The organism is Comamonas humi (assembly GCF_054782535.1).
This window is the reverse complement of record NZ_BAAGSH010000011.1, coordinates 1-22,784: the sequence shown is the minus strand read 5'-3', so window position 1 is coordinate 22,784 and position 22,784 is coordinate 1. Positions and strand designations below refer to the sequence as shown.

Sequence of the window (22,784 nt, the reverse complement as noted above, 5' to 3'; positions counted from 1 at the left end):
GCGGTCCGGTCTACCACGACAACGAAGAGGATGCGAACACGATGACTGCAACGAATTGCCAGCCGGGGATTCTGGCAGGGCTGCCCAATGTCAGCCGCTATATTTTTTGCGATGCGCAGGGCGATGCGGCCGCGGTGCGCGCCGCGCTGCAGCGCCTGCGCGACTGGTGCGACGGCGAGCAGGCCGTGGTGGCTGTGGGCGAATCGCTCGCCCGGCTGCTGGGCGTGTCGGTGCCGGGGCTGCGCAGCTTTCCGGTCATCAAGGGGCCGCACGGAGAGCTGCCGCTGACCCCGCATGCGCTGTGCCTGTGGCTGCGCGCCGGCGAGCAGGGCGACCTGCTCAAGCTCTCGCGCCAGCTGGCGAAGCTGCTGGCGCCGGCATTCGCCAACGTGCAGGTGCTGGACTGCTTTCGCCACGGCTGGAACGGCAAGGACGTGGTGCGCGACCTGACCGGCTTCGAGGATGGCACCGAGAACCCCAAGGGTGACGACGCCGCGCAGGCCGCCATCGCCCGCGGGCAGGGCGAGGGCCTGGACGGCGGTAGCTACTTCGCCGTGCAGCAGTGGGTGCACGACATGGCGGCCTTCGACCGCATGGGCGCGCTGCAGAAGGACCACATGATCGGCCGCCGCCTGTCCGACAACGAGGAGCTGGAAGACGCACCCGAATCGGCCCACGCCAAGCGCACGGCGCAGGAGAGCTTCGACCCCGAGGCCTTCATCCTGCGCCGCAACATGCCGTGGTGGCAGGTGCAGGCCGATGGCAGCGACGCCGTCGGCACCGTGTTTGCCGGCTTCGGCTGCACGCTGTACGCCTTCGAGGCGCAAATGCGCCGCATGGCGGGCGAGGAGGACGGCATTGTCGACGGCCTGTTCCAGATGTCGCGCCCTGTGACCAACGCCTATTACTGGTGCCCGCCGCTGCAGGGTGGCCGGCTTGATCTGCGCGCGCTGGGCTTGTGATATTGAATTGATAGCTGCTGGCGCTTGTTGGTATTAGATTTCAATATGAAAACCATTGAAATACAAGGCTAAGAAAGCGCTACCAGCTATGTTTTTGATGGCGCTTGCGCCATCAGCCCCACAGCGCCGGCTTGTTCACCATCAGGTAGTAGACCGCCAGCATGGCGATGAAGGCCGGGTAGCCCAGCCACTCCCAGCGCTGCGCGAGCCGGCGGTATGTGGGCGGCAAGGGCGCGTCCTGCGCGGCGGCGGCACTGGCGAGGCCGGCCATGCGCACCTGCATGGCCACCACCGGCAGCCAGCAGGCGCCGGCCAGCGCATACAGGCCCATCGACAGCACCAGCCACGGCGTGTGCCAGGGCCAGCCGGCCAGGTGCATCATCGCCAGGCCCGACAGCGGCTGCACGATGACGGCCGGCGTGGTGAACCACCAGTCTGCGCGCACCACGAGGCGGCTGACCACAGCCTGCGCCTGCACGCTGCCACTGCGGTTGGCAAAGAACATATAGAAGGCCGAGCCGAAGCCGGTGCCCACCATCAGCACGCTGGAGAGGATGTGCAGGGTCTTGAGCAGCAGGTAGGCGTTCATGGTTCGGCTTTCTTCATCAACAGCATCAAGGCGGCGGCGATCGGCAGGTTCTTGGTCAGCGGCCCCAGCGGGTGCAGCCACAGGCCGGGCAGCAGCGCGGTGGCGGCCACCGTCATCGCCGCCATGCCGGCCAGCGCGGCGCCGCAGGCCAGGCGCGACGGGCGCCGCCACAGCCACAGGCCCAGCAGCAGGTCTACGGCCGCGCCGCCGCCGATCAGCCAGCCCTGCCACTGGCCTGGCACGCCGGCCGCTTGCAGCAGCGCGCTGCTCTGGCCGTGCCACTGCTGCAGGCTGACTGCGGCGGTGGTCAGCCAGACCGCGACCACGCTCCCGTGCAGCCAGCGCAGCTCGTCGGGTACTCTGTTTTTCATAGCTGCTTGCGCTTGTTGGATAAGCCTTAGGGCCGGTTTTTAATCATGCTGCATGCTGCGCAGCAGCTCGGCGGGCGCCAGGGGCTCGCGCCGCAGCCATTCGCGCAGCGGCGCCGGGTCGCAGCAGTTGTCGTGCGAGGCCAGCTCCAGCGCCGAGCTGCACCAGGGCGAGGCCGGCACCGCGTCGCCCAGCCGCGCGGTGGTGTGGCTCATCCAGTCGGGCAGGGCGCGCACCAGGGCCGGGCGCAGGCCGCGCTGCCGGCGCAGGCTGGCGATCAGCCCGGCCATCGACAGGCGCTCGGGCCCGCCCAGCTCCACCAGGCCGGTGTGGCCCGATTCCAGCAGGTTCAGCATCGCATCGGCCAGGTCGCCCACGGCCAGCGGCTGGATCTGCCGGTGCAGCATGGGCTGCGGCAGCAGCAGCGCCGGCAGCAGCGACAGCCGCATAAAGAGTTGCGTGCTCGCGCCGCCCGCACCCATCACGATGCTGGGGCGCACGATGGCGCCGCCCAGCCGGCCGGCGGCCACCAGCGCCTGCAGGTGCCGGTCGGCCTCGCGCTTGGTGCGGGCGTAGTCGGTGTCGTTGCCTTCCACGCCCAGCGCCGACAGCTGCAGCACCCGCCGGATGCCCAGCTCGGCGCAGGCGTCGAACAAGGCCATGGGCGCCTGGGCGTGGACGGCGGACAGCGGCGCCTGCGCCGTGCCGCGCAGGCTGCCGACGGCGTTGACCACCAGGTCCACGCCCTGCAGGTGCGGGCGCCAGTCGGCGGCGCTGCGCATGCGGGCAAAGTCCACCGGCGGCTGGCTGCGGCGGCTGGCTGCGCGTACCTGGTAGCCGCGCTGCTGCAGGCGGCGGGCCAGGTTATGGCCGATGAAGCCCTGGGCGCCGCACAGCAGCACGGTGCGGCCGGCGGAAGTTGAGGTGGTATCAGTCATGGCAATCTCCTTACGTGTTGCCGTCGTCCATATCGCAGCGCCCCTGCGCGCAGCGCTCGGCGCGCCGGGCAGCCCGTTCGGCGGCGCGGCGTGCGGCCACCTCGAAGACCAGCGCGATCGGCCACTGCGGCAGCCGGTAGCGGTTGCGCGCCACGACGGGGTACAGCCGCTGCAGCAGCGGCCGCAGCACCGGCAGGTTGACCAGGCTGTGCACCCATGGCAGGCCGACGCCCTGGTAGGCGCGCGACAGGCATTCGACGCCGATGAAGACCTGGCCCTGCGCATCCACGCCGTGGATGGCGCGCATCAGCTCGTCGCGCGGCGCCGGGCCGCCGGCAAAGCCCGGCTCGGCGCAGTTGACGAAACGCAGCCGGTCCTGCACGTTGCGCAGCATCAGGTTGGTCATCTCGGCATTGCAGAAGCGGCAGCCGGCGTCGTAGTAGACGGTCAGCGGAAACTGGGTGGTGCGCATGTCCATTCCTTTCATTTTGTTATTTCTGTCAAAACAGAAATAAATACGTAAAAAAAGGGCAGGATGCGTCCTGCCGGTTCCATCGTCCTATTCGTTGCGCAGCTCGGCGGCGGCTGCCGGGTTCGCCCCGCTGCCCCGCACGAAGCGCTGCACGCTGGCGCCCAGGCTCAGGATCTTGTCGAGTGTGCCGGGCGACAGCCGCAGCATCTCGTCGGCCCAGCTGCCAAGCTTGTGCATCAGGTCGAGCGTGGAGCGGATGCGGTCCTGCGCGTCGGCGCTCTCCTGCGCGAACTCGGGGCTGTTGACCAGAGCCGCCAGCATGCGCGTCGTGGGGTCGAACTCACGCTCCTTGCGCTCGCGCACGATGGTGCGGAACAGCTCCCACACATCGACGCTGGTCTCGAAGAAGTCGCGCCGGTCGCCCAGGATGTGGGTGACCCGCACCAGGTTCCAGGCCTGCAGCTCCTTCAGGCTGTTGCTCACGTTGGAGCGGGCCACGCCCAGGGTCTCGCTGAGCTGCTCGGCGTTGAGCGGCTGGCCATGCACGAAGAGCAGCGCATGGATCTGCGCCACGGTGCGGTTCACGCCCCACAGCGACCCCATCTCACCCCAGTGCAGCACGAATTGGCGTTGGATCGAACTCAGTTCCATGCGGCTGATTCTAAGCGGTCATTAATTTCTGTCAATACAGAAATTAATGCGCTTCCCTGGTTTTGCGAAGATCGCTCACAATGCCGGCGAGAGGTCCGAGGAGTATTCATGCATGCATTGATCGAGCCTGTCCGCAGGCCCTGGCTGCGCCACGCCGCGCTGGCGGTGGCACTGCTCTGTGCCATGGGCGCCGCGCCGGCACAGCCAGCGCCGGGCGTCGCCACGCCCGCGGTGGTCCTGCCCGATGGCGGCCGCTACCACGGCGGGCTGAAGGACGGCCTGCTGGAGGGCGAGGGGCGCATTGAGTGGAGCAGCACGCGCCGCTTCGAGGGGCGGTTCCACCGGGGCCACATGGACGGCCCGGGTAAGCTCACGGTGGCCTACGGCGTGTATGAAGGGCAGTTCCACGACGGCGAACTCAATGGCCCGGGGCGCTATGCGGGCCAGGATGGCACGCGCTACGAGGGCGGGTTCCGCGACGGCGAATACGACGGCCAGGGCGTGCTGACCGACAGCTTCGGGCTGCGCTACCAGGGCAGCTTCCGGCAGGGGCAGTTCACCGGCCCCGGCCGGCTGACCGATGCCGACGGGCTGGTGATCAGCGGCCCGTTCAAGAACTTCCTGCCCGACGGCGTGATGGAGGCGCACTACCCGGGCGGCACGGTGTTCAAGGGCGAGATGCTGGGCAACCGGCCCAAGGGCGAGGGCGAGCTGCGCCTGCCCGACGGCACGGTGCTGCACGGCGATTTCAGCGCGGGTATGCCTGCACAGGGCACGGTGGCCTATCCCAATGGCGACCGCTACACGGGCCCGCTGGTGGCTGGCAAGGCCCATGGCTCCGGAGTGCTGGCGCGCGCCAACGGCGATGTGTACCGCGGCGAGTTCGCACGCGGCGAGCCGCAGGGCCGGGGCACGCTCACGCCCGCCAAAGGCGGGCCGGCGCAGTCCGGCAGCTGGCGGGGCAGCCGGCGCGTGGCGGCGGTCGGGGCGGAATTGCCGGAAGAGGACGACAGCCCGGCGCAGGCCGAGGCCAACAACCAGGCCGCGCTGTATGCGCAGAATGCGCTGCTGGCGGGGCAGATGGCCACGTTGCGGCCTCACGACCCGGCGCAGGTGGAGATGTATGCGCTGTTCGTGGCCGGGGACGGCACGCAGGAGGTGTTCCGGCGCGAGGTGGAGTATGTGAACCAGGCGTTCGCCCGGCGCTTCGATACCCAGGGCCGCAGCCTGGTGCTGGCCAACAGCCGCAGTTCGGTCCGGCGCCTACCGCTGGCCACCAATGCCAGCATCGAGCGGGCGCTGGGCGCGCTGGCCCAGCACATGGACCGCGAGCGCGACCTGCTGTTCGTGTTCCTGACCAGCCATGGCTCGCAGGCGCACGAGCTGCAGATCGGCATGCGAGGGATGCGGCTGCCGCAGCTGTCCGCGCAAAAGCTCGCAGACCTGCTCAAGGCATCCGGCATCCGCAAACGGGTGGTCGTGGTGTCGGCCTGCTATTCGGGCGGCTTTATCGCGCCGCTGCAGGGGCCGACGACCTGGGTGATCACCGCTTCACGGGCCGACCGCACCTCGTTCGGCTGCGCCGACGAGAACGACTTCACCTATTTCGGCCGCGCGCTGTTCCAGGAGAGCCTGCCGCGCAGCAGCAGCCTGACGGCGGCCTTCGGGCAGGCCAGCCGGCTGGTGCGGCAGTGGGAGCAGGAGCTGGCGCCCGCCGAAGGGGGCGATGCCGCGGCGCAGGCCCTGCATTCCGAGCCGCAGATGGCCGTGCAGCCGGCATTCCAGGCCGAGGTGGATGCCTGGTTTGCGGCGCATGCGCCCGCGGTGGGTTCAGTGAAGTAGATCGTTGCCCGGGGCCTGCGGCGCCACGCGGAAGAAGCCCGTGCCGCAGGTGCCGGCGCCGATCTCGGCCTCGGTGGCCTCGCGCACGCCTTCCACCTTCAGCGCCAGGCGCAGGCCGATGCCGGCCAGTGGGTGGTTGCCGTCCAGCACCACGTGCTCGGGGTAGAGTTCGGTCACGGTGAAGAGCGCGTCGCGCGGCGCATCGGGGTTGGTGCCGGCGGGCAGCGCATGGCCTTCGAGGGTCATGCCTTCCTCCAGCTCGGGCGGGAAGAGGGTGCGCGACTCGAGGAAGACCAGTTCCTCGTCATAGTCGCCGAACGCGTCCTCGGGCTCCAGGTTCAGTTGCAGGCTGTCGCCCGCGGCGTGGCCCTGCAGCGCTTCTTCGACGCGGGCCAGCAGGTCGTTGCCGCCCACGAGGAACTCGACCGGCTCGTCCAGCACGTCCAGTTCCTCGCCCAGGCTGTCTTTCAGGGTCCAGGTCAGCGCGACCACGCATTGTTCAGTGATTTCCATAGGAGAATTGTCGCAGTTCGGCCGTGGTTGGCCGGTGATGACGAAAGATTTCCATGGATATTGAACAAGCTCTGCCCCTGCTCGGCGGCATCAGCCCCGCGCAGTTCATGCGCAAGTACTGGCAGAAGAAGCCCCTGCTAGTGCGCGGCGCGGTCACCGACTGGAAGGCGCTGGACCTGCCGCTGCCGCGCGCCGAGCTGTTCGCGCTGGCGGGCGAGGAGGGCGTGGAGTCGCGCCTGATCCAGAACCGCGGCGGCGAGTGGAGCGTCAAGCACGGGCCGCTGGGCCGCAAGGCGCTGCCCGCGCTCAAGACCCGCGAATGGACCCTGCTGGTGCAGGGCGTGGACCTGCACCGGCCCGCGGTGCACCAGCTGCTGCAGCGCTTTGCCTTCGTGCCCGCGGCGCGGCTCGACGACCTGATGATCAGCTATGCGTCGGACGGCGGCGGCGTGGGCCCGCACTTCGACAGCTACGACGTCTTCCTGCTGCAGGCGCACGGCCAGCGGCGCTGGCGCATAGCCAAGCAAAAGCAGCTGGCGCTGAAGGAGGGCATTCCGCTGAAGATCCTGGCCGACTTCGAGCCCGAGGAGGAGTACCTGCTCGAACCCGGCGACATGCTCTACCTGCCGCCGCGCTATGCGCACGACGGCGTGGCCGAGGGCGAGTGCATGACGTATTCCATCGGCTTTCGCGCGCCTGCCCAGCACGAGCTGGCCGGCGACCTGCTGGCGCGCCTGTCGGACGACGACGGCGACGGCGAGCCGGGCGCGCTGCCCGCGTCGGCGCTGTACAAGGACCCGAAGCAGCCGGCGGTGGCGAATCCGGGGGAGATTCCCGCCGACATGCTGGATTTTGCCCGCCAGGCGCTCGAGAAGAAGCTGGCCGAGCCGCTGGCGCTGGCCCGGGCGCTGGGCGAATCGCTGACCGAGCCCAAGTTCAACGTCTGGTTCGAGCCCGAGGATTCGCCCCGCATGCTCGAGGCGGTGGAGCTGGACCGGCGCACCCGCATGATGTACGACGAGCACCATGTCTTCATCAACGGCGAGAGCTACCGCGCCGCGGGCCGCGACTTCGCGCTGATGCGCCGGCTGGCCGACCAGCGCCGGCTGTCGCGCAGCGATGTGTCCGGCGCCAGCGACGATGCGCTGTCGCTGCTGTCGCAATGGTGCGAGGACGGCTGGGCGCATGCCGTGCCGGCATGACACCCGCTTTGCAGCGAGCCTTGGCCCTGCAGGTCAATGGCTCGCGCCCCTGGTTCTGTTGGCTTGAGGCAACAATTTTTCAAACATGGTGATACTCGGAATTGACGCGCCCTCCCTATAATTTGCAGCGAGCCGTATGCAGACCCCAGCGCGCCGCAAGCACGCTGGGGTCGGTACTTCGGAATCTCATCGTCACTAGGAAAAATGCAATGAAAAAGTCCCTCGTTCTCGCATCGTTGATCACCGCCGTGGCCCTGGCCGCTTGCGGCAAGAAGGAAGAAGCTGCTGCTCCTGCACCGGCACCTGCTGCGGCTCCCGCACCTGCCGTCGAAGCTGCCAAGGACGCTGCAAACGCCGCTGCCGATGCCGCCAAGGACGCAGCCAAGGATGCCTCCGCTGCTGCTTCGAACGCTGCTGAAGCCACCAAGGATGCTGCCGCCGCTGCCGTGGACGCCACCAAGGAAGCCGCCAAGGACGCAGGTGCTGCTGCCGCTGACGCCGCCAAGGCCGCTGCCGATGCAGCCGCCAACGCTGCGAACGCCGCCAAGGAAGCTACCGAGAAGAAGTGATCGAACGGGGCCGCAGGGCCCCTGGATTGCACAAGCCCGCGCATTGCGCGGGCTTTTCTTTGGGCGAAATATTCATCAAATCGGCCTCTGACCCAACACCAGCAAGCGCCAGGCGCTCTGCTTTTTGATGAAAAAACGCCACGCACCGAAGTGCGTGGCGTGGTGGGGGCGGGTGCCGCTGGGGCTTACTTCATGTCGTCCGCCAGCACCTTGACGATGCGCTGCGCGTTCGCCGAGGTCTCGGGCTGGCCGGTGGCGTTGAGCACCGACACCGTGCTGTTGCCGCCCGCGTCCTTGACCAGGATGCGGTACTTGATCGGATCGGGCGCATCGGCGCTGCGCTTGAACAGCTTCGAGAAGAAGCCGGATTCCTTGCTGGACGTGGTCGGGTCCACGTAGCGCACGTAGTACGTGCCCTGGCTGCGGTCGCGGTCCTCGACGGTGAAGCCGGTGCGGTCCAGCGCCAGGCCCACGCGGCGCCAGGCGCGGTCGAAGGATTCGCTGATCTGCAGCACCGGCGCGCCATTGGCCTGGCCGATGGTGGCGGTGGAGACCGGTGCCATCGGTGCGGCGGCGATGGCCTTGGACTGCTCCTCGCTCACGCCGAGCTTGACCATCAGGCGGCGCAGGAATTCGGTCTCCAGCTCGGGATCGGTCGGGCGGTTCTGCCAGACCGTGCTGTCCTTCTGCTGGTTGGTATAGACCTCCTGCATGCCGCGGTGGCTGACATAGATCTCGGTCTTCCCGTCGGCGCGGCGCTCCAGGCGGGTGCGGAACTTGTCCTGCTCGCCGGTGGAGTAGACCGAGTCGAAGATCTTGCCGATCGAGCGGCGGATGAAGTCCTGCGGCAGCTTGGCGCGGTTCTCGGCCCAGTCGGTCTCCATGATGCCGACGTCGGGCTTGTCGATGACCAGGTTGAAGCCGCTTTCCTGCCAGAAGTCCTTGACCGGCGTCCACAGGCCGTCCGCGGGACGGTCCACCACCAGCCAGCGCTGGTTGCCGTCGCGCTCGATGCGCACGTCGCCGAGGTTGCTGACGGCGGTGTTGCTCACGCCCTTGGGACGGTTGTCCTGCTGCACCTGGTAGGCGGCGGCCGAGACCGTGCCGCCGGGCACGACGTAGCGCGTGTCCTTCGAGAGCTGGGTCAGGTCGGGGGGGACTTCGAGCGAGGGCGCCTTGCTCGCGCTCTTGTAGTCGATCTTTTCGCCTTCCAGCAAGCTGCTGCTGCCGCACGCGGCCAGGCTCAGGGTCAGGCCGAGCAGGCCCAGTTTCGCAATCGGTTTCACTTCTCTCATCCTTGTGAGGGGGGACGGTAGGCGATGCCCAGGGCTTACAGCAGCCCCGACTCGCGCATGGCGGCCTCGACGGCGGGGCGCAGCGCGGCGCTCAGCTCGGTCATCGGCAGGCGCAGCGCCGGGCCGCACAGGCCCATGCGGGCCGCGGCCCATTTGACCGGGATCGGGTTCGCTTCGAGGAACAGCGCCTTGTGCAGCGGCAGCAGGCGGTTCTGGATGTCCATGGCACGGACCGCGTCGCGGGCGATGGCGGCCTTGCACAGGTCGCTCATCGCGCGGGGCGCGATGTTGGCGGTGACGCTGACGTTGCCGTGGCCGCCGCAGAGCATCAGCGCGACGGCGGTCGGGTCGTCGCCCGAGTACACGCCGAAGCCGGCGGGCACGTCGCGGATCAGCCACTGCGCGCGCTCGATGTTGCCGGTGGCTTCCTTGATGCCGATGATGCCGGGCACTTCGGCCAGGCGCAGCACGGTGTCGTGCTGCATATCGGCCACGGAGCGGCCGGGCACGTTGTACAGGTAGATGGGCAGGTCGCCAACCGCTTCGGCAATCGCCTTGAAGTGCTGGTACTGGCCTTCCTGCGTGGGCTTGTTGTAGTAGGGCACCACCTGCAGCTGGCTGTCCGCGCCCACGCTCCTGGCGTACTTGGCGAGGGCGATGGCCTCGTGGGTGGAGTTGGCGCCGCAGCCGGCCATGATGGGCACGCGCTTGTTGGCCTGCTCCACCGACACGCGGATGATCTCCATGTGCTCTTCCACCGTGACGGACGGCGACTCGCCGGTCGTTCCCACGACGCCGATGCAGTCGGTGCCCTCGGCGATGTGCCAGTCGATCAGTTTTCGCAGGCTCGGGTAGTCGACACTGCCATCGGCGAGGAAGGGAGTGATGAGCGCGACTATGCTGCCGGTGAGGGGAACGCTGGAAGAGGTCATGTCCACAGTGGTTCTACAGAAAAGCGCATTCTAACGAGTGGCGCGTGCCGTACATGTGTTTCAAACCTTGGTTGGCGTAACGGTGAGCAGCAGGCGGGTAAAGAAGATAGCGGCTCCGCCGCCCTAGCGCTTGCCGTCCTGGGCATGGTCGCGGCGAAACAGCTCCCATTCGTCGATCACCGTGCCGTCGGGTAGATGGCAGACGCCGCGCTCGCCGGCGGCCTCCTTCACGGTCACCGAGCGGCCGCCCAGCTGCTGGCAGTACACCGACGCGGGATTGGCCATGCCCACCTTGGGCGACAGGGGCTGCGCGGGTGCTGCGGGCTGCACGGCGCAGGCGGCGAGGGGGAGGGTTGCCATGGCGATCAGGAAGGTGCGGAAGTTCATGGCCGGCCATTTTGCATGCGCCTGGCGGCAATCCTTTGCACGACGCGGTCGGGCGACGGCAGATGGCCATGCTCGTAGGCCGCGACCTGCCAGCCGGCCGCGGCGGCGCAGTGCTCCAGCAATTCGCCCGGGCGCAGCAGGAAGTCGGGGCGCGAGGGCTTGCCATAGGCCTCGTTGCCCTGGGCAAAGGTCTCGTACAGCAGCCAGCCGCCCGGCGCCACCGCGGCCAGCACGTCAGGCAGCCGCGGGCGCCACAGATAGTTGGTGACGACCACCGCGTCGAACGGCTCGCCGGCGAAGGGCCAGGGGCCGTTCTCGATGTCGGCGCAGATGAAACGGTTCAGGCGCCCCGCCAGGCCCGCCTGCAGCGCCTCGATGGCGGCGGCGTCGCGGTCCACGCCGGTGACGTGGTGGCCTAGGCCCTGCAGGTAGGTGGCATGGCGGCCGCTGCCGCAGGCCACGTCCAGCACCCGGCCCTGCGGCGGTAACTGGGCGGCGAAGCGGACGATCCAGGGCGAGGGCACGGGGTGGGAATGCATTTCTCTGAAATTGATAGCTACTTGCGCTTATCTGGTAAGCGCTGGAGCCTGTTTTTATCTAAATCCGCTCAGAAGCAGGCCCAGACATGGTCGGCCATGCGCAGCATGAACTCGGGCCGGGTGTAGAGCAGGAAGACGCCCGCCAGCACCAGTGCGATAGCGGCCGCTGCGGCGGCGCGGCGCCAGCGCGGGGGCGAAGTGGTGGGCGTGCTCATGGCCGCATCATGCCGCGGCCGGCACGCGCTGTACAGGCGCTTCCTTGACCGGCAGGTTCACCAGGCCGGCGAACACGCCCAGCGCGATCGCCACGTACCACACCGAGTCGTAGCTGCCGGTGTGGTCGTACAGGTAGCCGCCCAGCCAGATGCCCAGGAAGCTGCCGATCTGGTGGCTGAAGAACACCATGCCGCTGAGCATGGACAGGTGCTGGATGCCGAAGACCTGGGCGATGATGCCGTTGGTCAGCGGCACGGTGGACAGCCACAGGAAACCCATCACCGCCGCGAACGCATAGACCGACCACGGCGACAGCGGCGCCAACAGGAAGAGCACGATCGCCACCGCCCGCGTGAAATAGATGGTCGACAGCAGGTGCCGCTTGGGCACGCGCTGGCCCAGCGAGCCGGCCAGGTAGGTGCCGAAGATGTTGAACAGCCCGATCAGCGCCAGCGAGTAGCTGGCCACCTGCGGCGGCAGGCCCGAATCCTTGAGGTAGCTGGGCATGTGCACGCCGATGAACATGACCTGGAAGCCGCAGACGAAGTAGCCCGCCGTCAGCAGCAGGAAGCTGGGGTTGCGCAGCGCCTCGGCAAAGGCGTGGGCGATGGACTGGCGCGGGCCGCTGTGGGCGGCCGCGCGGCGCGCCTGGAAGCCCGGCTCGCGCAGCGCCAGCGCCAGCGGTACGATGGCCAGCACGATCACCGCGCAGCCGATCAGCGCGTTGCGCCAGCCCAGGCCGGCGATGAGCTGGCCCTCCACCGGCACCATGAAGAACTGGCCGAACGAGCCCGCCGCCGCCGTCACCCCCATGGCCCAGGAGCGCTTGTCGGCCGGGATCTGCCGGCCGATCACGCCGTAGATCACCGAATAGGTCGTGCCCGTCTGCGCCATGCCGATCAAGAGGCCCGCGGTGAGCGAGAACACCAGCGTGTTCGGCGACCAGGCCATGCCCGCCAGCCCCAGCGCGTAGCAGAGGGCGCCGGCCAGTAGGATGCGGGTGGCGCCGAAGCGGTCGGCCAGCATGCCGGTGAAGATGCCGATCAGGCCCCAGGACAGGTTCTGGATCGCCAGCGCCAGCGCGAAGGACTCGCGCGTCCAGCCCATCTCCTGGGTGATGGGCTGCAGCCACAGCCCGAAGCCGTGGCGGATGCCCATCGAGAGCGTGACCACGGCGCCGCCGCACAGCAGCACGCGGGCCAGGGAGAGTTGGGGTGTCGGATGGGACATGGCTATCAGCATCGGAAGGTGAATGGGCGGATTGTTGCTGCTTCCCTACAAATCTGCTGTCGCCAGGGAATTGTTAACTGGTTTTCCATACAGCTATTCGCCAAGGAAGCCACTACAATGCCGCCCCATGGCAACCAAGACTACGCAGACCAGTGACTACGCGGAAGCCTCGATCCGCGTGCTGAAGGGGCTGGAGCCCGTCAAGCAGCGGCCGGGCATGTACACCCGCACCGACAACCCGCTGCACATCATCCAGGAGGTGATCGACAACTCGGCCGACGAGGCGCTGGCCGGTTTCGGCAAGAAGATCCGCGTCTGCCTGCACGCCGACGGCTCGGTGAGCGTGGAGGACGACGGCCGCGGCATTCCCTTCGGCCTGCACCCCGAGGAAAAGGCGCCGGTGGTGGAGCTGGTCTTCACCCGGCTGCACGCGGGCGGCAAGTTCGACAAGGGCCAGGGCGGCGCCTACAGCTTCTCGGGCGGCCTGCACGGCGTGGGCGTGTCGGTCACCAATGCGCTGGCGACGCGGCTCGAAGTGACCAGCTACCGCGAGGAACAGGCGGCGACGCTGGCCTTCTCGGGCGGCGACGTGGTCGAGCCGCTCAAGAAGCGCGTCCAGGCCGCGGGCGACCGTAAGCAGGGCACGACGGTGCGTGTCTGGCCCGATGCGAAGTATTTCGAATCCGCCCACCTGCCCATGGGCGAGCTGGTGCACCTGCTGCGCAGCAAGGCGGTGCTGATGCCGGGCGTGAGCGTGTCGCTCATCAACGAGAAGACGCGCGACACCCAGACCTGGCAGTACAAGGGCGGCCTCAAGGACTACCTGCTGCAGACGCTGAACGGCGACCCGGTGATCCCGCTGTTCGAGGGCGAGGAATTTGCCGGCAAGAACGACGACAACTTCGCCGAGGGCGAGGGCGCTGCCTGGTGCGTGGCCTTCACCGAGGAAGGCCAGCCGGTGCGCGAGAGCTACGTCAACCTGATCCCGACCAGCGCCGGCGGCACGCACGAGAGCGGGCTGCGCGACGGGCTGTTCCAGGCCGTCAAGAGCTTCATCGAGCTGCATTCGCTGCTGCCCAAGGGCGTCAAGCTCATGCCCGAGGACGTGTTCGCCCGCGCCAGCTATGTGCTGTCGGCCAAGGTGCTGGACCCGCAGTTCCAGGGCCAGATCAAGGAACGGCTGAACTCGCGTGACGCGGTGCGCCTGGTCAGCGGCTTCGTGCGCCCGGCGCTGGAGCTGTGGCTGAACCAGCACGTGGACTACGGCAGGAAGCTCGCCGAGATCGCCATCAAGGCCGCGCAGACGCGCCAGAAGGCCGGCCAGAAGGTGGAAAAGCGCAAGGGCAGCGGCGTGGCCGTGCTGCCCGGCAAGCTCACCGACTGCGAGAGCCGCGACATCGCCTACAACGAGGTCTTCCTGGTCGAGGGCGACTCGGCCGGCGGCAGCGCCAAGATGGGCCGCGACAAGGAAACCCAGGCCGTGCTGCCGCTGCGCGGCAAGGTGCTCAACACCTGGGAGGTGGACCGCGACCGTTTGTTCGCCAACAACGAGATCCACGACATCTCGGTGGCCATAGGCGTCGATCCGCACGGCCCGAATGACGAACCCGACCTCAGCGGTCTGCGCTACGGCAAGATCTGCATCCTGAGCGATGCCGACGTGGACGGCTCGCACATCCAGGTGCTGCTGCTCACGCTGTTCTTCAAGCACTTCCCCAAGCTGATCGACACCGGCCATGTCTACGTGGCGCGGCCGCCGCTGTTCCGCGTGGACCTGCCCGCGCGCGGCAAGAAGCCGGCCGCCAAGCTCTACGCCTTGGATGACGGCGAGCTCGTCGCCATCCTCGACAAGGCCGAGAAGGACGGCGTGGCGCGCGAGAAATGCCAGATCAGCCGCTTCAAGGGCCTGGGCGAGATGAACGCCGAGCAGCTGTGGGAAACCACGCTGAACCCCGACACGCGCCGCCTGCTGCCCATCATGCTGGGCGCCACCGACCTGGTGCAGACCCAGCTCGTCATGACCCAGCTCATGGGCAAGGGCGAGGCCGCCGCGCGCCGCGACCTGATGGAGCTGCATGGCGACGACGTGGAAGTCGACATCTGATCGTGCACCAGCAAAGTTTGAATAAAAATCCACTCTGGCGCAAGCACAGCAAGCGCTAACAGCTATCAAATCATGAGTGATCAAAACATCCTGGACCTGGCCGCGCCGGCTGCGCCCGACGACGGCGACCGCCTCGACCTGGGGCAATACGCCCAGCGCGCCTACCTCGAATACGCGCTCTCCGTCGTCAAGGGCCGGGCGCTGCCCGACGTATGCGACGGCCTCAAGCCCGTGCAGCGCCGCATCCTGTTCGCGATGGACCAGATGGGCCTGGGCTGGAGCGGCCCCAACCGCAACACCGCGGCCAAGCCCGTCAAGAGCGCGCGCGTGGTCGGCGACGTGCTGGGCCGTTTCCACCCGCACGGCGACCAGTCGGCCTACGACGCGCTGGTGCGCATGGCGCAGGACTTCAACCAGCGCTACCCGCTGATCGACGGCCAGGGCAACTTCGGCAGCCGCGACGGCGACGGCGCGGCGGCCATGCGCTACACCGAGGCGCGGCTGTCGCGCATCACCAGCCTGCTGCTCGACGAGATCGGTATGGGCACGGTCGATTTCGTGCCCAACTACGACGGCTCCACCGACGAGCCGCGCCAGCTGCCGGCGCGATTGCCGTTCGCGCTGCTCAACGGCGCCAGCGGCATCGCCGTGGGCCTGGCCACCGAGATCCCCAGCCACAACCTGCGCGAGGTGGCCGACGCCTGCGTGGCCCTGGTCAAGAAGCCGCAGCTGAGCGACGAGGAGCTGCTGGCCATCATCCCCGGCCCGGACTACCCGGGCGGAGGCCAGATCATCTCGTCGGCCGGCGACATCGCCGACGCCTACCGCAGCGGCCGCGGCTCGATCAAGGTGCGCGCGCGCTGGAGCATCGAGGAGCTGGCGCGCGGCCAGTGGCAGATGGTGGTCAACGAGTTGCCGCCGGGCGTGTCGTCGCAGAAGGTGCTCGAGGAGATCGAGGACCTGACCAACCCCAAGATCAAGACCGGCAAGAAGGCGCTGACGCAGGAGCAGAACCAGCTCAAGGCCACGGTGCTGTCGGTGCTGGACGGCGTGCGCGACGAGTCCAGCAAGGACGCGCCGGTGCGCCTGGTCTTCGAGCCCAAGACCGGCAGGACGCCGCAGTCCGAGCTCATCACCTGCCTGCTGGCCCACACCAGCCTGGAGACCTCGTCGCCCATCAACCTGACGATGGTGGGCCTGGACGGCCGGCCCACGCAGAAGTCGCTGCGCCAGATGCTGGAGGAGTGGATCGCCTTCCGCCAGACCACGATCACGCGGCGCTCGCAGCACCGCCTGGCCAAGGTGCTGGACCGCATCCACATCCTCGAAGGCCGCCAGCTCATCCTGCTGAACATCGACGAGGTGATCGCCATCATCCGCGCCAGCGACGAGCCCAAGCCGGCGCTGATGGCGCGCTTCGACCTGAGCGAGCGCCAGGCCGAGGACATCCTCGAAATCCGCCTGCGCCAGCTGGCGCGGCTCGAGGCCATCAAGATCGAGCAGGAGCTGTCGGAGCTGCGCAAGGAACAGGGCCAGCTCGACGACATCCTGGCCAACCCGAGTTCGCTCAAGCGCCTGATGGTCAAGGAGATCGAGGCCGACGCCAAGACCTTCGCCGACGCGCGCCGCACGCTGATCCAGGAGGAGAAGAAGGCCGTCGCCGAAGTGAAGGTGGTGGACGAGCCCGTCACCGTCGTCGTCTCCGAGAAGGGCTGGGTGCGCGCGCGCACCGGCCACGGCCATGCGCCGGACAGCTTCGGCTTCAAGTCGGGCGACGCGCTGTACGGCACCTTCGAGTGCCGCACGGTCGACCAGCTGCTGGTGTTCGGCAGCAACGGCCGCGTGTACTCCATCGCCGTGGCGCAACTGCCCGGCGGGCGCGGCGACGGCCAGCCCGTCACCACGCTGATGGACCTGGAGGCCGGCACGCGCATCCTCTACTACTTTGCCGGCCCGCTGTCGGCCAGCCTGCTGCTGGCATCGAGCGGCGGCTACGGCTTCACCGCGCTGGTGGAGAACATGGTCTCGCGCCAGAAGGGCGGCAAGGCCTTCGTCACGCTGGCCGACGGCGACGAGCTGTGCCGCCCCTCGCACGTGGCCGGCACCAACGGCAGCGTGGAGCTGCCCGACGCCACCCACGTGGCCTGCGCCTCGGTGGGCGGGCGCATCCTCACCTTCGACATCGCCGAGCTGAACCATATGGCCAACGGCGGCAAGGGCCTGAAGCTGATCGACCTGGAGGGCAGCGACCGCCTGGCCGGCGCCGCGGCGTACACCCGCAGCATCCGCATCGAAGGCATGGGCCGCGGCGGCAAGGCGCGCGAGGAGACGCTGGAGATCCGCAGCCTGAACAACGCCAAGACCAGCCGCGCCAAGAAGGGCAAGGCGGCCGACCTGGGCTTCAAGCCGAACGCGGTGTTCCGCGTGGAATAGCGGCGGCCGCCTGCCGGGCGGGACGTGCTATCGAAAAGAGAGCTGCTCGCGCTTGTCCGATGGTTATTCTGGTATGAAAAATATCAGAAGATCAGATGGATAAAGCGCGAGCAGCTCTTGCTTTTGCAGTTGGCCGCTGAGCCTGGCGGGCCATGGCGCGGCAGTCCCATCCGCCCTCAAAATAAGACGTGCCAAATTGTAAAAAATACGGGCGCGCACCCTAAAATTGCACCATGCGCGCGGCCCGGCCTGCAAACCGGCCGCGACCATCGGCGGTGTGTGCCGGTCACACAGGGCAAGACAGGGTCGGGCAGGGGTACATGCAGGCATTCGACATCGATGCGGCGTCGCGGCAACTGGTGCGCGATGGCTATGTGGTGGTGCGTGGCGCCTATCCGGCCGCCGCCGTGGAGCAGGCCCGGGCGAGCGTGCTGGATCACTTTCACCTGCTGCGCAACACGCGGCCCCATCCGGCCTCCGGCCATCTGGCGGGCTTCCACCGCTATCCCGAGCTGGCCCATCTGGAGCCCTTGCTGTGCGGTCATGCCGGACTGCAGCAGATCCTCTGCGCGGCCGCGGCGGCCGGCTCCATGCGCGCCATCGGGCTCAGCGACATCACCGTCAACCGCTCGCAGCAATGGCATGTCGACCTGCTGCGGGGCCGGTACCAGCGCTACCTCACGGCGGACATGTGCTGGGGCGACGCGGGCGGCGGCGTCTACAAGATCCTCTGGTACCTGCAGGACGGCAAGAGCCTGCGGGTGCGGCCCGGCCAGCACTTGGTTCCCATCGCGCTGGACGACGACGCCTGCGCCGAGCCCGGTCCGGGGGCGGACATCCGCGCCGTCGGCGTGCAGGCCGGCGATATCGTGCTGATGGACATCCGGCTGCCGCACCGCGGCTCCAGCGAAGCGGAGCTGGACAACGCCGCCAGCCTCAGCCATCCCAAGATCCTCGTGTCCACCGTGGTGGGCGCGGCCTCGCAGCCGCTGACTGCCGCCATGGAGGCGGGCAACGCCGAGCGGCTGCGCGACTGGGAGCAGCGCAACCAGCGCCACTGCCAGCCGGTGGCGGCCTGAGCCCGCATGGAGCTGACCCACATCCTCATCCGCGACCGCCGGCATGAGGCGCGGAGCCTGCCGGCCCTGGTGCGGGAGAACACCGCGTCCTTCGCCCGGGCGCATCCCGGCCTGGCGCAGCGCATCTGGGGCCGGGACGAGATTCGCGAGCTGCTGCGGCAGCGCTTTTCGGCCGAGGTGCTGCGCGCCTTCGATGCGCTCAGGCCCTATGCCTACCAGGCCGACCTGGCGCGCTACTGCCTGCTGCATGAGTCGGGCGGCATCTATGCCGATGTCTCGTACTGCCTGCTGCACCCGCTGCCCATCGCCGCGGGCAAGCCCGTGGTGTTCCGCGACTTCCTGTGGTCCTCGCCCTGGGATGCCAGCAATGGCCTGTTCTTCATGCCGCCCCGCCATGCCGCGCTGGCGCGGGCCATCGAGATGGTGTGCGCGAACGTGCAGCGCTCGTACTACGGCGCCACGGCCCTGTGCCCGACCGGGCCGGCGCTGTTCGGCAAGGCGCTGGCCAGCACCTGCGAGGCGGAGGACCTGATCACCGGCTCGGCGGTAAAGATGGAGGCCAAAGCCGTGCGCAGGCTCTGTCCCGGCCTGTCGCTGCCCGAATCGCCCGCCATCCACTGCCTGACGCTGGGCGAGCGGGTCGTCGCCATCAAGCGCAAGCCCTTCGGGGCCGCCGGCCTGCGGGATATAGGCGTCACCGGCGGCAATGCCTATGGCGAGATGTGGAAGCGCCGGGAGGTCTACGCGCCGGGTGGAGCGGACGAGGCAGGCCCTGACCTGTCCCGCGCCGTTTCGCCGTGGCAGGCGCTGGGGCTGCTGTCGGTGGGCGCCCTGGGCGTGGCGGCCTTGCTGGCCTCGGGCCGCGGGGACGGGCGCGAATAGGGCCTGTTAACACTAAAACCGGGAGATGCGTTGCCCCGCCGTGGGGATGGATGCGCGAAGCTTGGTATTCCCAATAGCCGCAGCTATTGGGGATGCCGAGCGACAAAGCAGACGCCCCACGGCGGGGCAACCCGAAGGGAAGGACGAATGCCGACCTGGGCGGCCCCGGCGGATCGCGGTTTTACGGCACCCCGCCAATAGCTCGCTATTGGCGGGGTGCCGCGCCTAGCGCTGCATCCCGGCATTCATCCTTCGCACTCCCGGTTTTAGTGTTAACAGGCCCTAGCCCGCGGCCAGCAGCGGCCGGGCCGCTTCGGCCAGCGCCCGGCCCAGCGCGAGGTGCTGGTCGGCATCGAGGTGCACGCCGTCCACCTTGCTGGAGTTGGTGATGGCGCCGGCATCGACGAAAGGGCAGCCGAGCTGCTCGCAGACCTGGGCGTAGGCGGGCGCCAGGCGCTGGCACTTGGCATCGCCGCCGGCGAACTTGGGCGCGATCGGGCCCTGCGGCGTGCGGATGGGCGGCGGCGCCACCACCAGGATGGGCGGCACCGGCATGCCCGGCTCGATGGGCGCGCCGCGGATGGCCGCGACCAGCGCCGCGATGCCCTGCGACGCGTGCCAGGCGTTGTGCGGGTGCATGGACTGGAAGTCGTTGGTGCCGAGCATCAGCACCACCAGCGCGAGCGGCGAGTGGATCTCGATGCGCTGGGCCAGTCCCTGCAGGCCGTTGCGGCCGGGCTTGAAGGGATCGTCCCAGACGGTGCGGCGGCCGTTGAGGCAGTCCTCGATGACGCGCACCCTGCCGCCGGCGGCGCACAGCGTGTTCTCGAACACGCCCGGCCAGCGCTGGTCGAAGGGCAGGCGCTGCCGCGTGGTGGGGACGATGCCCCACGACAGCGAATCGGAATAGACAAGGATGTGCTGCATGCGGGGCAGTCTAGCGCGGGCCGGTGGACTTCAAAAATGAGAGCTTCTAGCGCTCTTATTTCAATGGATTCAATATGAAATATATTTGAATCCAAGAAATAGCAAGCGCCAGCAGCTCATCTTTTTGATGACCGCGCGGCAAAGGGATCGGAGAACTGCGGGTTGCTGACGAACGTGTGGTCCGTCAGCGTCTTGAGGAAGGCCACGAGGTCGGCCTGGTCCTGCGCGTCGATGCGGATCTGCGAGATCAGCGGGTCCTTGTACGGGTTGAGCCGGCCGTCGCCCGCATACAGGCCATTGCCCACGTTGCGGCCGCCGTCGGCATAGAACGCGAGCACGGCCTCGAGCGTGCCCAGGCTGCCGTCGTGCATGTACGGCGCGGTCAGCTCGATGTTGCGCAGGCTCGCGGCGCGAAAGCGGCCCATGTCCTCGATCTGTTTGGTGAGCTCGTAGACGCCGCGGTTGGGCTCGGGGTAGGCGCCGGTGCCGCCGATGTTGAACAGGCCCGTGTTGTGGAAGGGCGCGGTACCTGCCGGCGCCGCGGCCGTGCTGAACTGGTCGTTGAAGTTCGGGCTGCCATGGCAGCGCGAGCACAGCGCCCGCTCGCCGAAGAACAGGCGCATGCCGCGCGCCTCGGCCTCCGTCAGCGTGGCCTGCCCGGCCAGGTGGCGGTCGTAGCGGCTGTCGGCCGAGACCAGCGTGCGCTCGAAGGCCGCGATGGCCTTGGCCACATGGTCCCAGCTCAGCGGCTCGGGCGCGCCGGCGAACGCAGCCGCGAAGCGCGGCGGATAGTCCGGGTCGCGGCGCAGCCGGGCCAGCACCTCGGCGCGGTTGGCATCGTTCACGCCCAGCTCCACCGGGTGGGCGTTGAATAGCGGCGCGAGCAACTGCTGCTCCAGCGTCGTCACCGTGGGGTCGGCCCAGTTCAGCGTGGTGTGGTAGGCCACGTTGGCCAGCGGCTGGGCATTGCGCGGGTGCACCTCGCCGGTGGCACCGCGCGCCAGCGCCCGGTTGTCGGTGAAGGCGCTGGCCTGCGCATGGCAGCTCGCGCAGGACTGCGTGCCGTTGCCCGACAGCCGCACGTCGTGGAACAGGCGCCGGCCCAGCTCCACCTTGGCAGCGTTCATCGGGTTGTCGGGCGGCACCACGGGCGGGTTCCAGCCGGCCGGCAGGTTCCAGCTCCAGGGTTCGGCGGCCGGCGGGTTCGCTGCGGGGCCGGAGCCGCCGCCACAGCCCGCGATGGCCGCCACCGCGATGGGCCAGCAGGCCAGCCAGCGCCATCGCAGGCGGGATGCGCGCGCCTTGTTGCGGCGCTTCGTATCGACGGTATCATGGGGCAACATCGCTATTCCAAAATATAATAACGATGGCATTTTAGGAACCAAATTCAAATTGTTGAGGAGACTATGAAATTCATTTCGATCCGGCGTTCCCCCTCCGTGCTGCGCCGCTGGCTGCTGGCAGGCCTGGCGTCCAGCTTCGTCGCGCTGTCGGCCTGCGGCGGCGGGGGCAGCGATGTGGACCGTGGCCCGACCACGCTGCCGGTGGCGGCCAAGCTCAACGGCCTCTACTGGGACAAGTCCGAAGCCAAGCTGTACCTGACCGACGACACGGCCAACAGCATCCGCGTGTGGGACGGCGGCAAATCCTTCCCGGCCTATGCGGCGCTGCCGGCGGCGCCGGCCAGCGGCGCCACGCTGGGGCAGCTGACGCGCACGCCTGACGGCACTTTCTACGTGACGCGCTTCGGCTTCGGCACCGATGGCGCGGTGGTGGCCGTGCCCAAGGGCGGCAATGCCGTCAACCTGGCGGGCACCGACCCGCAGCGCCGCCGCATCGGCATCACCACGGCGCCCGACGGCGCCTTGCTGGACGGCTGGTTCATCAAGGGCGGCACGGGCGCGGTGAGCCAGCTGGCTCTGAACGGCACGCAGGCGAGCGAGCGCGAGCTGGTCACCGGCCTGGGCAAGCCCGTGGGCCTGGCGGTGGTGGGCGACACGCTGTATGTCAGCGACCAGAACAGCGGCAATGTGCTGTCCTACGCCCTGAGCAAGGTGCGCGCGCAGCCGGCGGGCCTGGCCGACGGCAAGGTCGTGGCCACGTTCACCACGCTCGACGGCATCGACCTGATGACCGCCGCATCGGACGGCACGCTGTTCTTCGGCGGCTCGGGCGGCAAGCTGTTCCAGGTCAGCCCCAAGGGCGAGACCAGCGTGCTGGTGAGCGGCTGGCCCAAGATCATCGGCGTGGCCTACGACGAGCTGCATCGCCGCGTGTTTGCGGCGGTGGCGGCGGATGCGGGTGGGGTGGCGAGTGTGAGGATCGTGCCGGTGAAGTGAGGGGGCGCAGGATGCCAGGTGCATCCTGCTTTGGTGATTTTTGGCAGGCTGATGGGTTGAAGGACAGAGGCCGGGATTTCGCCCCGGCGGGCGACCTACTTTTCTTGCGCGTGCAAGAAAAGTAGGCAAAAGAAGCACGCCCTGCTGTCCGTGACCCCAGCGCCTGCAGGCGCTGGGGCAACCTGCGATGCGCGGGCGCGGGGCCTGCTGCGGAACTCGACTCCGCGCGCCAAGGCGCGCTCCGCTCGGACAACCGCAGCAAGTCAGACCACGAAGCATGCGCGCTCCGACGCGCATGCGGCCCCGCGCCCTGT

At 68.5% G+C, this 22,784-nt stretch carries 23 protein-coding genes; 9 read left to right on the top strand and 14 right to left on the bottom strand.

Annotated elements, in window-relative coordinates:
* Positions 1 to 41 precede the first annotated feature (41 nt).
* Positions 42 to 962: a Dyp-type peroxidase gene (locus tag ACYVKR_RS13390; RefSeq protein ID WP_460481413.1), complete on the top strand. Its 921-nt coding sequence runs from the start codon at positions 42 to 44 to the stop codon at positions 960 to 962.
* A gap of 112 nt (positions 963 to 1,074) precedes the next feature.
* Here the strand turns inward: ACYVKR_RS13390 and ACYVKR_RS13385 are convergent, their stop codons facing one another.
* The 5 genes from ACYVKR_RS13385 to ACYVKR_RS13365 all read right to left on the bottom strand — a co-directional run bounded on the left by ACYVKR_RS13385 (position 1,075) and on the right by ACYVKR_RS13365 (position 3,981).
* The gene (locus ACYVKR_RS13385; protein ID WP_460481412.1) at positions 1,075 to 1,551 is read right to left on the bottom strand and encodes a DUF2269 family protein; all 477 of its coding nucleotides are present in this window, start codon (positions 1,549 to 1,551) and stop codon (positions 1,075 to 1,077) included.
* A complete protein-coding gene (locus tag ACYVKR_RS13380) occupies positions 1,548 to 1,922 on the bottom strand; it encodes a DoxX-like family protein (RefSeq protein WP_460481411.1) in 375 nt (124 codons plus the stop codon). Before ACYVKR_RS13380 ends, ACYVKR_RS13385 begins: the two co-directional genes overlap by 4 nt.
* A 39-nt stretch (positions 1,923 to 1,961) precedes the next feature.
* Entirely contained in the window at positions 1,962 to 2,858 is an 897-nt protein-coding gene (locus ACYVKR_RS13375) for a Rossmann-fold NAD(P)-binding domain-containing protein (RefSeq protein ID WP_460481410.1), read from the bottom strand.
* A 10-nt stretch (positions 2,859 to 2,868) separates the two neighbouring features.
* Positions 2,869 to 3,330, bottom strand: a complete 462-nt coding sequence (locus tag ACYVKR_RS13370; RefSeq protein ID WP_460481409.1) for a thiol-disulfide oxidoreductase DCC family protein — start codon at positions 3,328 to 3,330, stop codon at positions 2,869 to 2,871.
* Between the two features lie 87 nt (positions 3,331 to 3,417).
* Complete coding sequence (locus ACYVKR_RS13365; protein WP_460481408.1) at positions 3,418 to 3,981, bottom strand: GbsR/MarR family transcriptional regulator; 564 nt, start codon at positions 3,979 to 3,981, stop codon at positions 3,418 to 3,420.
* Between the two features lie 108 nt (positions 3,982 to 4,089).
* Here ACYVKR_RS13365 and ACYVKR_RS13360 point away from each other — a divergent pair, with 108 nt between their 5' ends.
* Positions 4,090 to 5,823: a C13 family peptidase gene (locus ACYVKR_RS13360; RefSeq protein ID WP_460481407.1), complete on the top strand. Its 1,734-nt coding sequence runs from the start codon at positions 4,090 to 4,092 to the stop codon at positions 5,821 to 5,823.
* Here the strand turns inward: ACYVKR_RS13360 and ACYVKR_RS13355 are convergent.
* Complete coding sequence (locus ACYVKR_RS13355) at positions 5,812 to 6,336, bottom strand: FKBP-type peptidyl-prolyl cis-trans isomerase (protein WP_460481406.1); 525 nt, start codon at positions 6,334 to 6,336, stop codon at positions 5,812 to 5,814. The genes ACYVKR_RS13360 and ACYVKR_RS13355 overlap by 12 nt on opposite strands.
* Before the next feature lie 53 nt (positions 6,337 to 6,389).
* Between ACYVKR_RS13355 and ACYVKR_RS13350 the strand changes: the two genes are divergently transcribed.
* Both ACYVKR_RS13350 and ACYVKR_RS13345 read left to right on the top strand, forming a co-directional pair.
* Positions 6,390 to 7,538, top strand: coding sequence for a JmjC domain-containing protein (locus tag ACYVKR_RS13350; protein WP_460481405.1), 1,149 nt, complete (start codon positions 6,390 to 6,392; stop codon positions 7,536 to 7,538).
* 209 nt (positions 7,539 to 7,747) lie between these two features.
* Positions 7,748 to 8,107: a hypothetical protein gene (locus ACYVKR_RS13345; protein ID WP_460481404.1), complete on the top strand. Its 360-nt coding sequence runs from the start codon at positions 7,748 to 7,750 to the stop codon at positions 8,105 to 8,107.
* 185 nt (positions 8,108 to 8,292) lie between these two features.
* Here the strand turns inward: ACYVKR_RS13345 and bamC are convergent, their stop codons facing one another.
* From bamC to ACYVKR_RS13315, 6 genes are all read right to left on the bottom strand, one after another.
* Entirely contained in the window at positions 8,293 to 9,402 is a 1,110-nt protein-coding gene (gene bamC, locus ACYVKR_RS13340; RefSeq protein WP_460481403.1) for an outer membrane protein assembly factor BamC, read from the bottom strand.
* A gap of 35 nt (positions 9,403 to 9,437) precedes the next feature.
* Complete coding sequence (dapA, locus tag ACYVKR_RS13335) at positions 9,438 to 10,334, bottom strand: 4-hydroxy-tetrahydrodipicolinate synthase (protein ID WP_460481402.1); 897 nt, start codon at positions 10,332 to 10,334, stop codon at positions 9,438 to 9,440.
* Positions 10,335 to 10,457: 123 nt separating this feature from the next.
* Positions 10,458 to 10,721: a putative hemolysin gene (locus ACYVKR_RS13330; protein ID WP_460481401.1), complete on the bottom strand. Its 264-nt coding sequence runs from the start codon at positions 10,719 to 10,721 to the stop codon at positions 10,458 to 10,460.
* Positions 10,718 to 11,260 carry a class I SAM-dependent methyltransferase gene (locus ACYVKR_RS13325; RefSeq protein ID WP_460481400.1) on the bottom strand — a complete coding sequence of 181 codons (543 nt, stop codon included), beginning with the start codon at positions 11,258 to 11,260 and terminating at the stop codon, positions 10,718 to 10,720. The genes ACYVKR_RS13330 and ACYVKR_RS13325 overlap by 4 nt, the downstream gene beginning before the upstream one ends.
* Positions 11,261 to 11,328: 68 nt before the next feature.
* The gene (locus ACYVKR_RS13320) at positions 11,329 to 11,475 is read right to left on the bottom strand and encodes a hypothetical protein (protein ID WP_460481399.1); all 147 of its coding nucleotides are present in this window, start codon (positions 11,473 to 11,475) and stop codon (positions 11,329 to 11,331) included.
* Positions 11,476 to 11,482: 7 nt separating this feature from the next.
* On the bottom strand, positions 11,483 to 12,706 hold the full coding sequence (locus ACYVKR_RS13315; protein ID WP_460481398.1) for an MFS transporter: 1,224 nt from the start codon (positions 12,704 to 12,706) through the stop codon (positions 11,483 to 11,485).
* Positions 12,707 to 12,833: 127 nt separating this feature from the next.
* Here ACYVKR_RS13315 and ACYVKR_RS13310 point away from each other — a divergent pair, with 127 nt between their 5' ends.
* The 4 genes from ACYVKR_RS13310 to ACYVKR_RS13295 all read left to right on the top strand — a co-directional run bounded on the left by ACYVKR_RS13310 (position 12,834) and on the right by ACYVKR_RS13295 (position 19,204).
* Positions 12,834 to 14,810, top strand: coding sequence for a DNA topoisomerase IV subunit B (locus ACYVKR_RS13310; RefSeq protein WP_460481397.1), 1,977 nt, complete (start codon positions 12,834 to 12,836; stop codon positions 14,808 to 14,810).
* 72 nt (positions 14,811 to 14,882) lie between these two features.
* Entirely contained in the window at positions 14,883 to 17,243 is a 2,361-nt protein-coding gene (gene parC, locus ACYVKR_RS13305) for a DNA topoisomerase IV subunit A (RefSeq protein ID WP_460481396.1), read from the top strand.
* A gap of 320 nt (positions 17,244 to 17,563) precedes the next feature.
* Complete coding sequence (locus ACYVKR_RS13300) at positions 17,564 to 18,322, top strand: phytanoyl-CoA dioxygenase family protein (protein ID WP_460481395.1); 759 nt, start codon at positions 17,564 to 17,566, stop codon at positions 18,320 to 18,322.
* A gap of 6 nt (positions 18,323 to 18,328) precedes the next feature.
* Complete coding sequence (locus ACYVKR_RS13295; RefSeq protein WP_460481394.1) at positions 18,329 to 19,204, top strand: glycosyltransferase family 32 protein; 876 nt, start codon at positions 18,329 to 18,331, stop codon at positions 19,202 to 19,204.
* A 282-nt stretch (positions 19,205 to 19,486) separates the two neighbouring features.
* Here ACYVKR_RS13295 and ACYVKR_RS13290 read toward each other — a convergent pair whose 3' ends face one another.
* Together ACYVKR_RS13290 and ACYVKR_RS13285 are read right to left on the bottom strand one after the other, a co-directional pair.
* Positions 19,487 to 20,131 (bottom strand): SGNH/GDSL hydrolase family protein, encoded by a 645-nt coding sequence (locus ACYVKR_RS13290; RefSeq protein ID WP_460481393.1) that lies wholly within the window; start codon positions 20,129 to 20,131, stop codon positions 19,487 to 19,489.
* 116 nt (positions 20,132 to 20,247) lie between these two features.
* Entirely contained in the window at positions 20,248 to 21,474 is a 1,227-nt protein-coding gene (locus ACYVKR_RS13285; RefSeq protein WP_460481392.1) for an MbnH family di-heme enzyme, read from the bottom strand.
* A 63-nt stretch (positions 21,475 to 21,537) separates the two neighbouring features.
* On the opposite strand from ACYVKR_RS13285, the gene ACYVKR_RS13280 reads away from it, so the two are divergent.
* Positions 21,538 to 22,470, top strand: a complete 933-nt coding sequence (locus ACYVKR_RS13280) for an SMP-30/gluconolactonase/LRE family protein (RefSeq protein ID WP_460481391.1) — start codon at positions 21,538 to 21,540, stop codon at positions 22,468 to 22,470.
* Positions 22,471 to 22,784 lie beyond the last annotated feature (314 nt).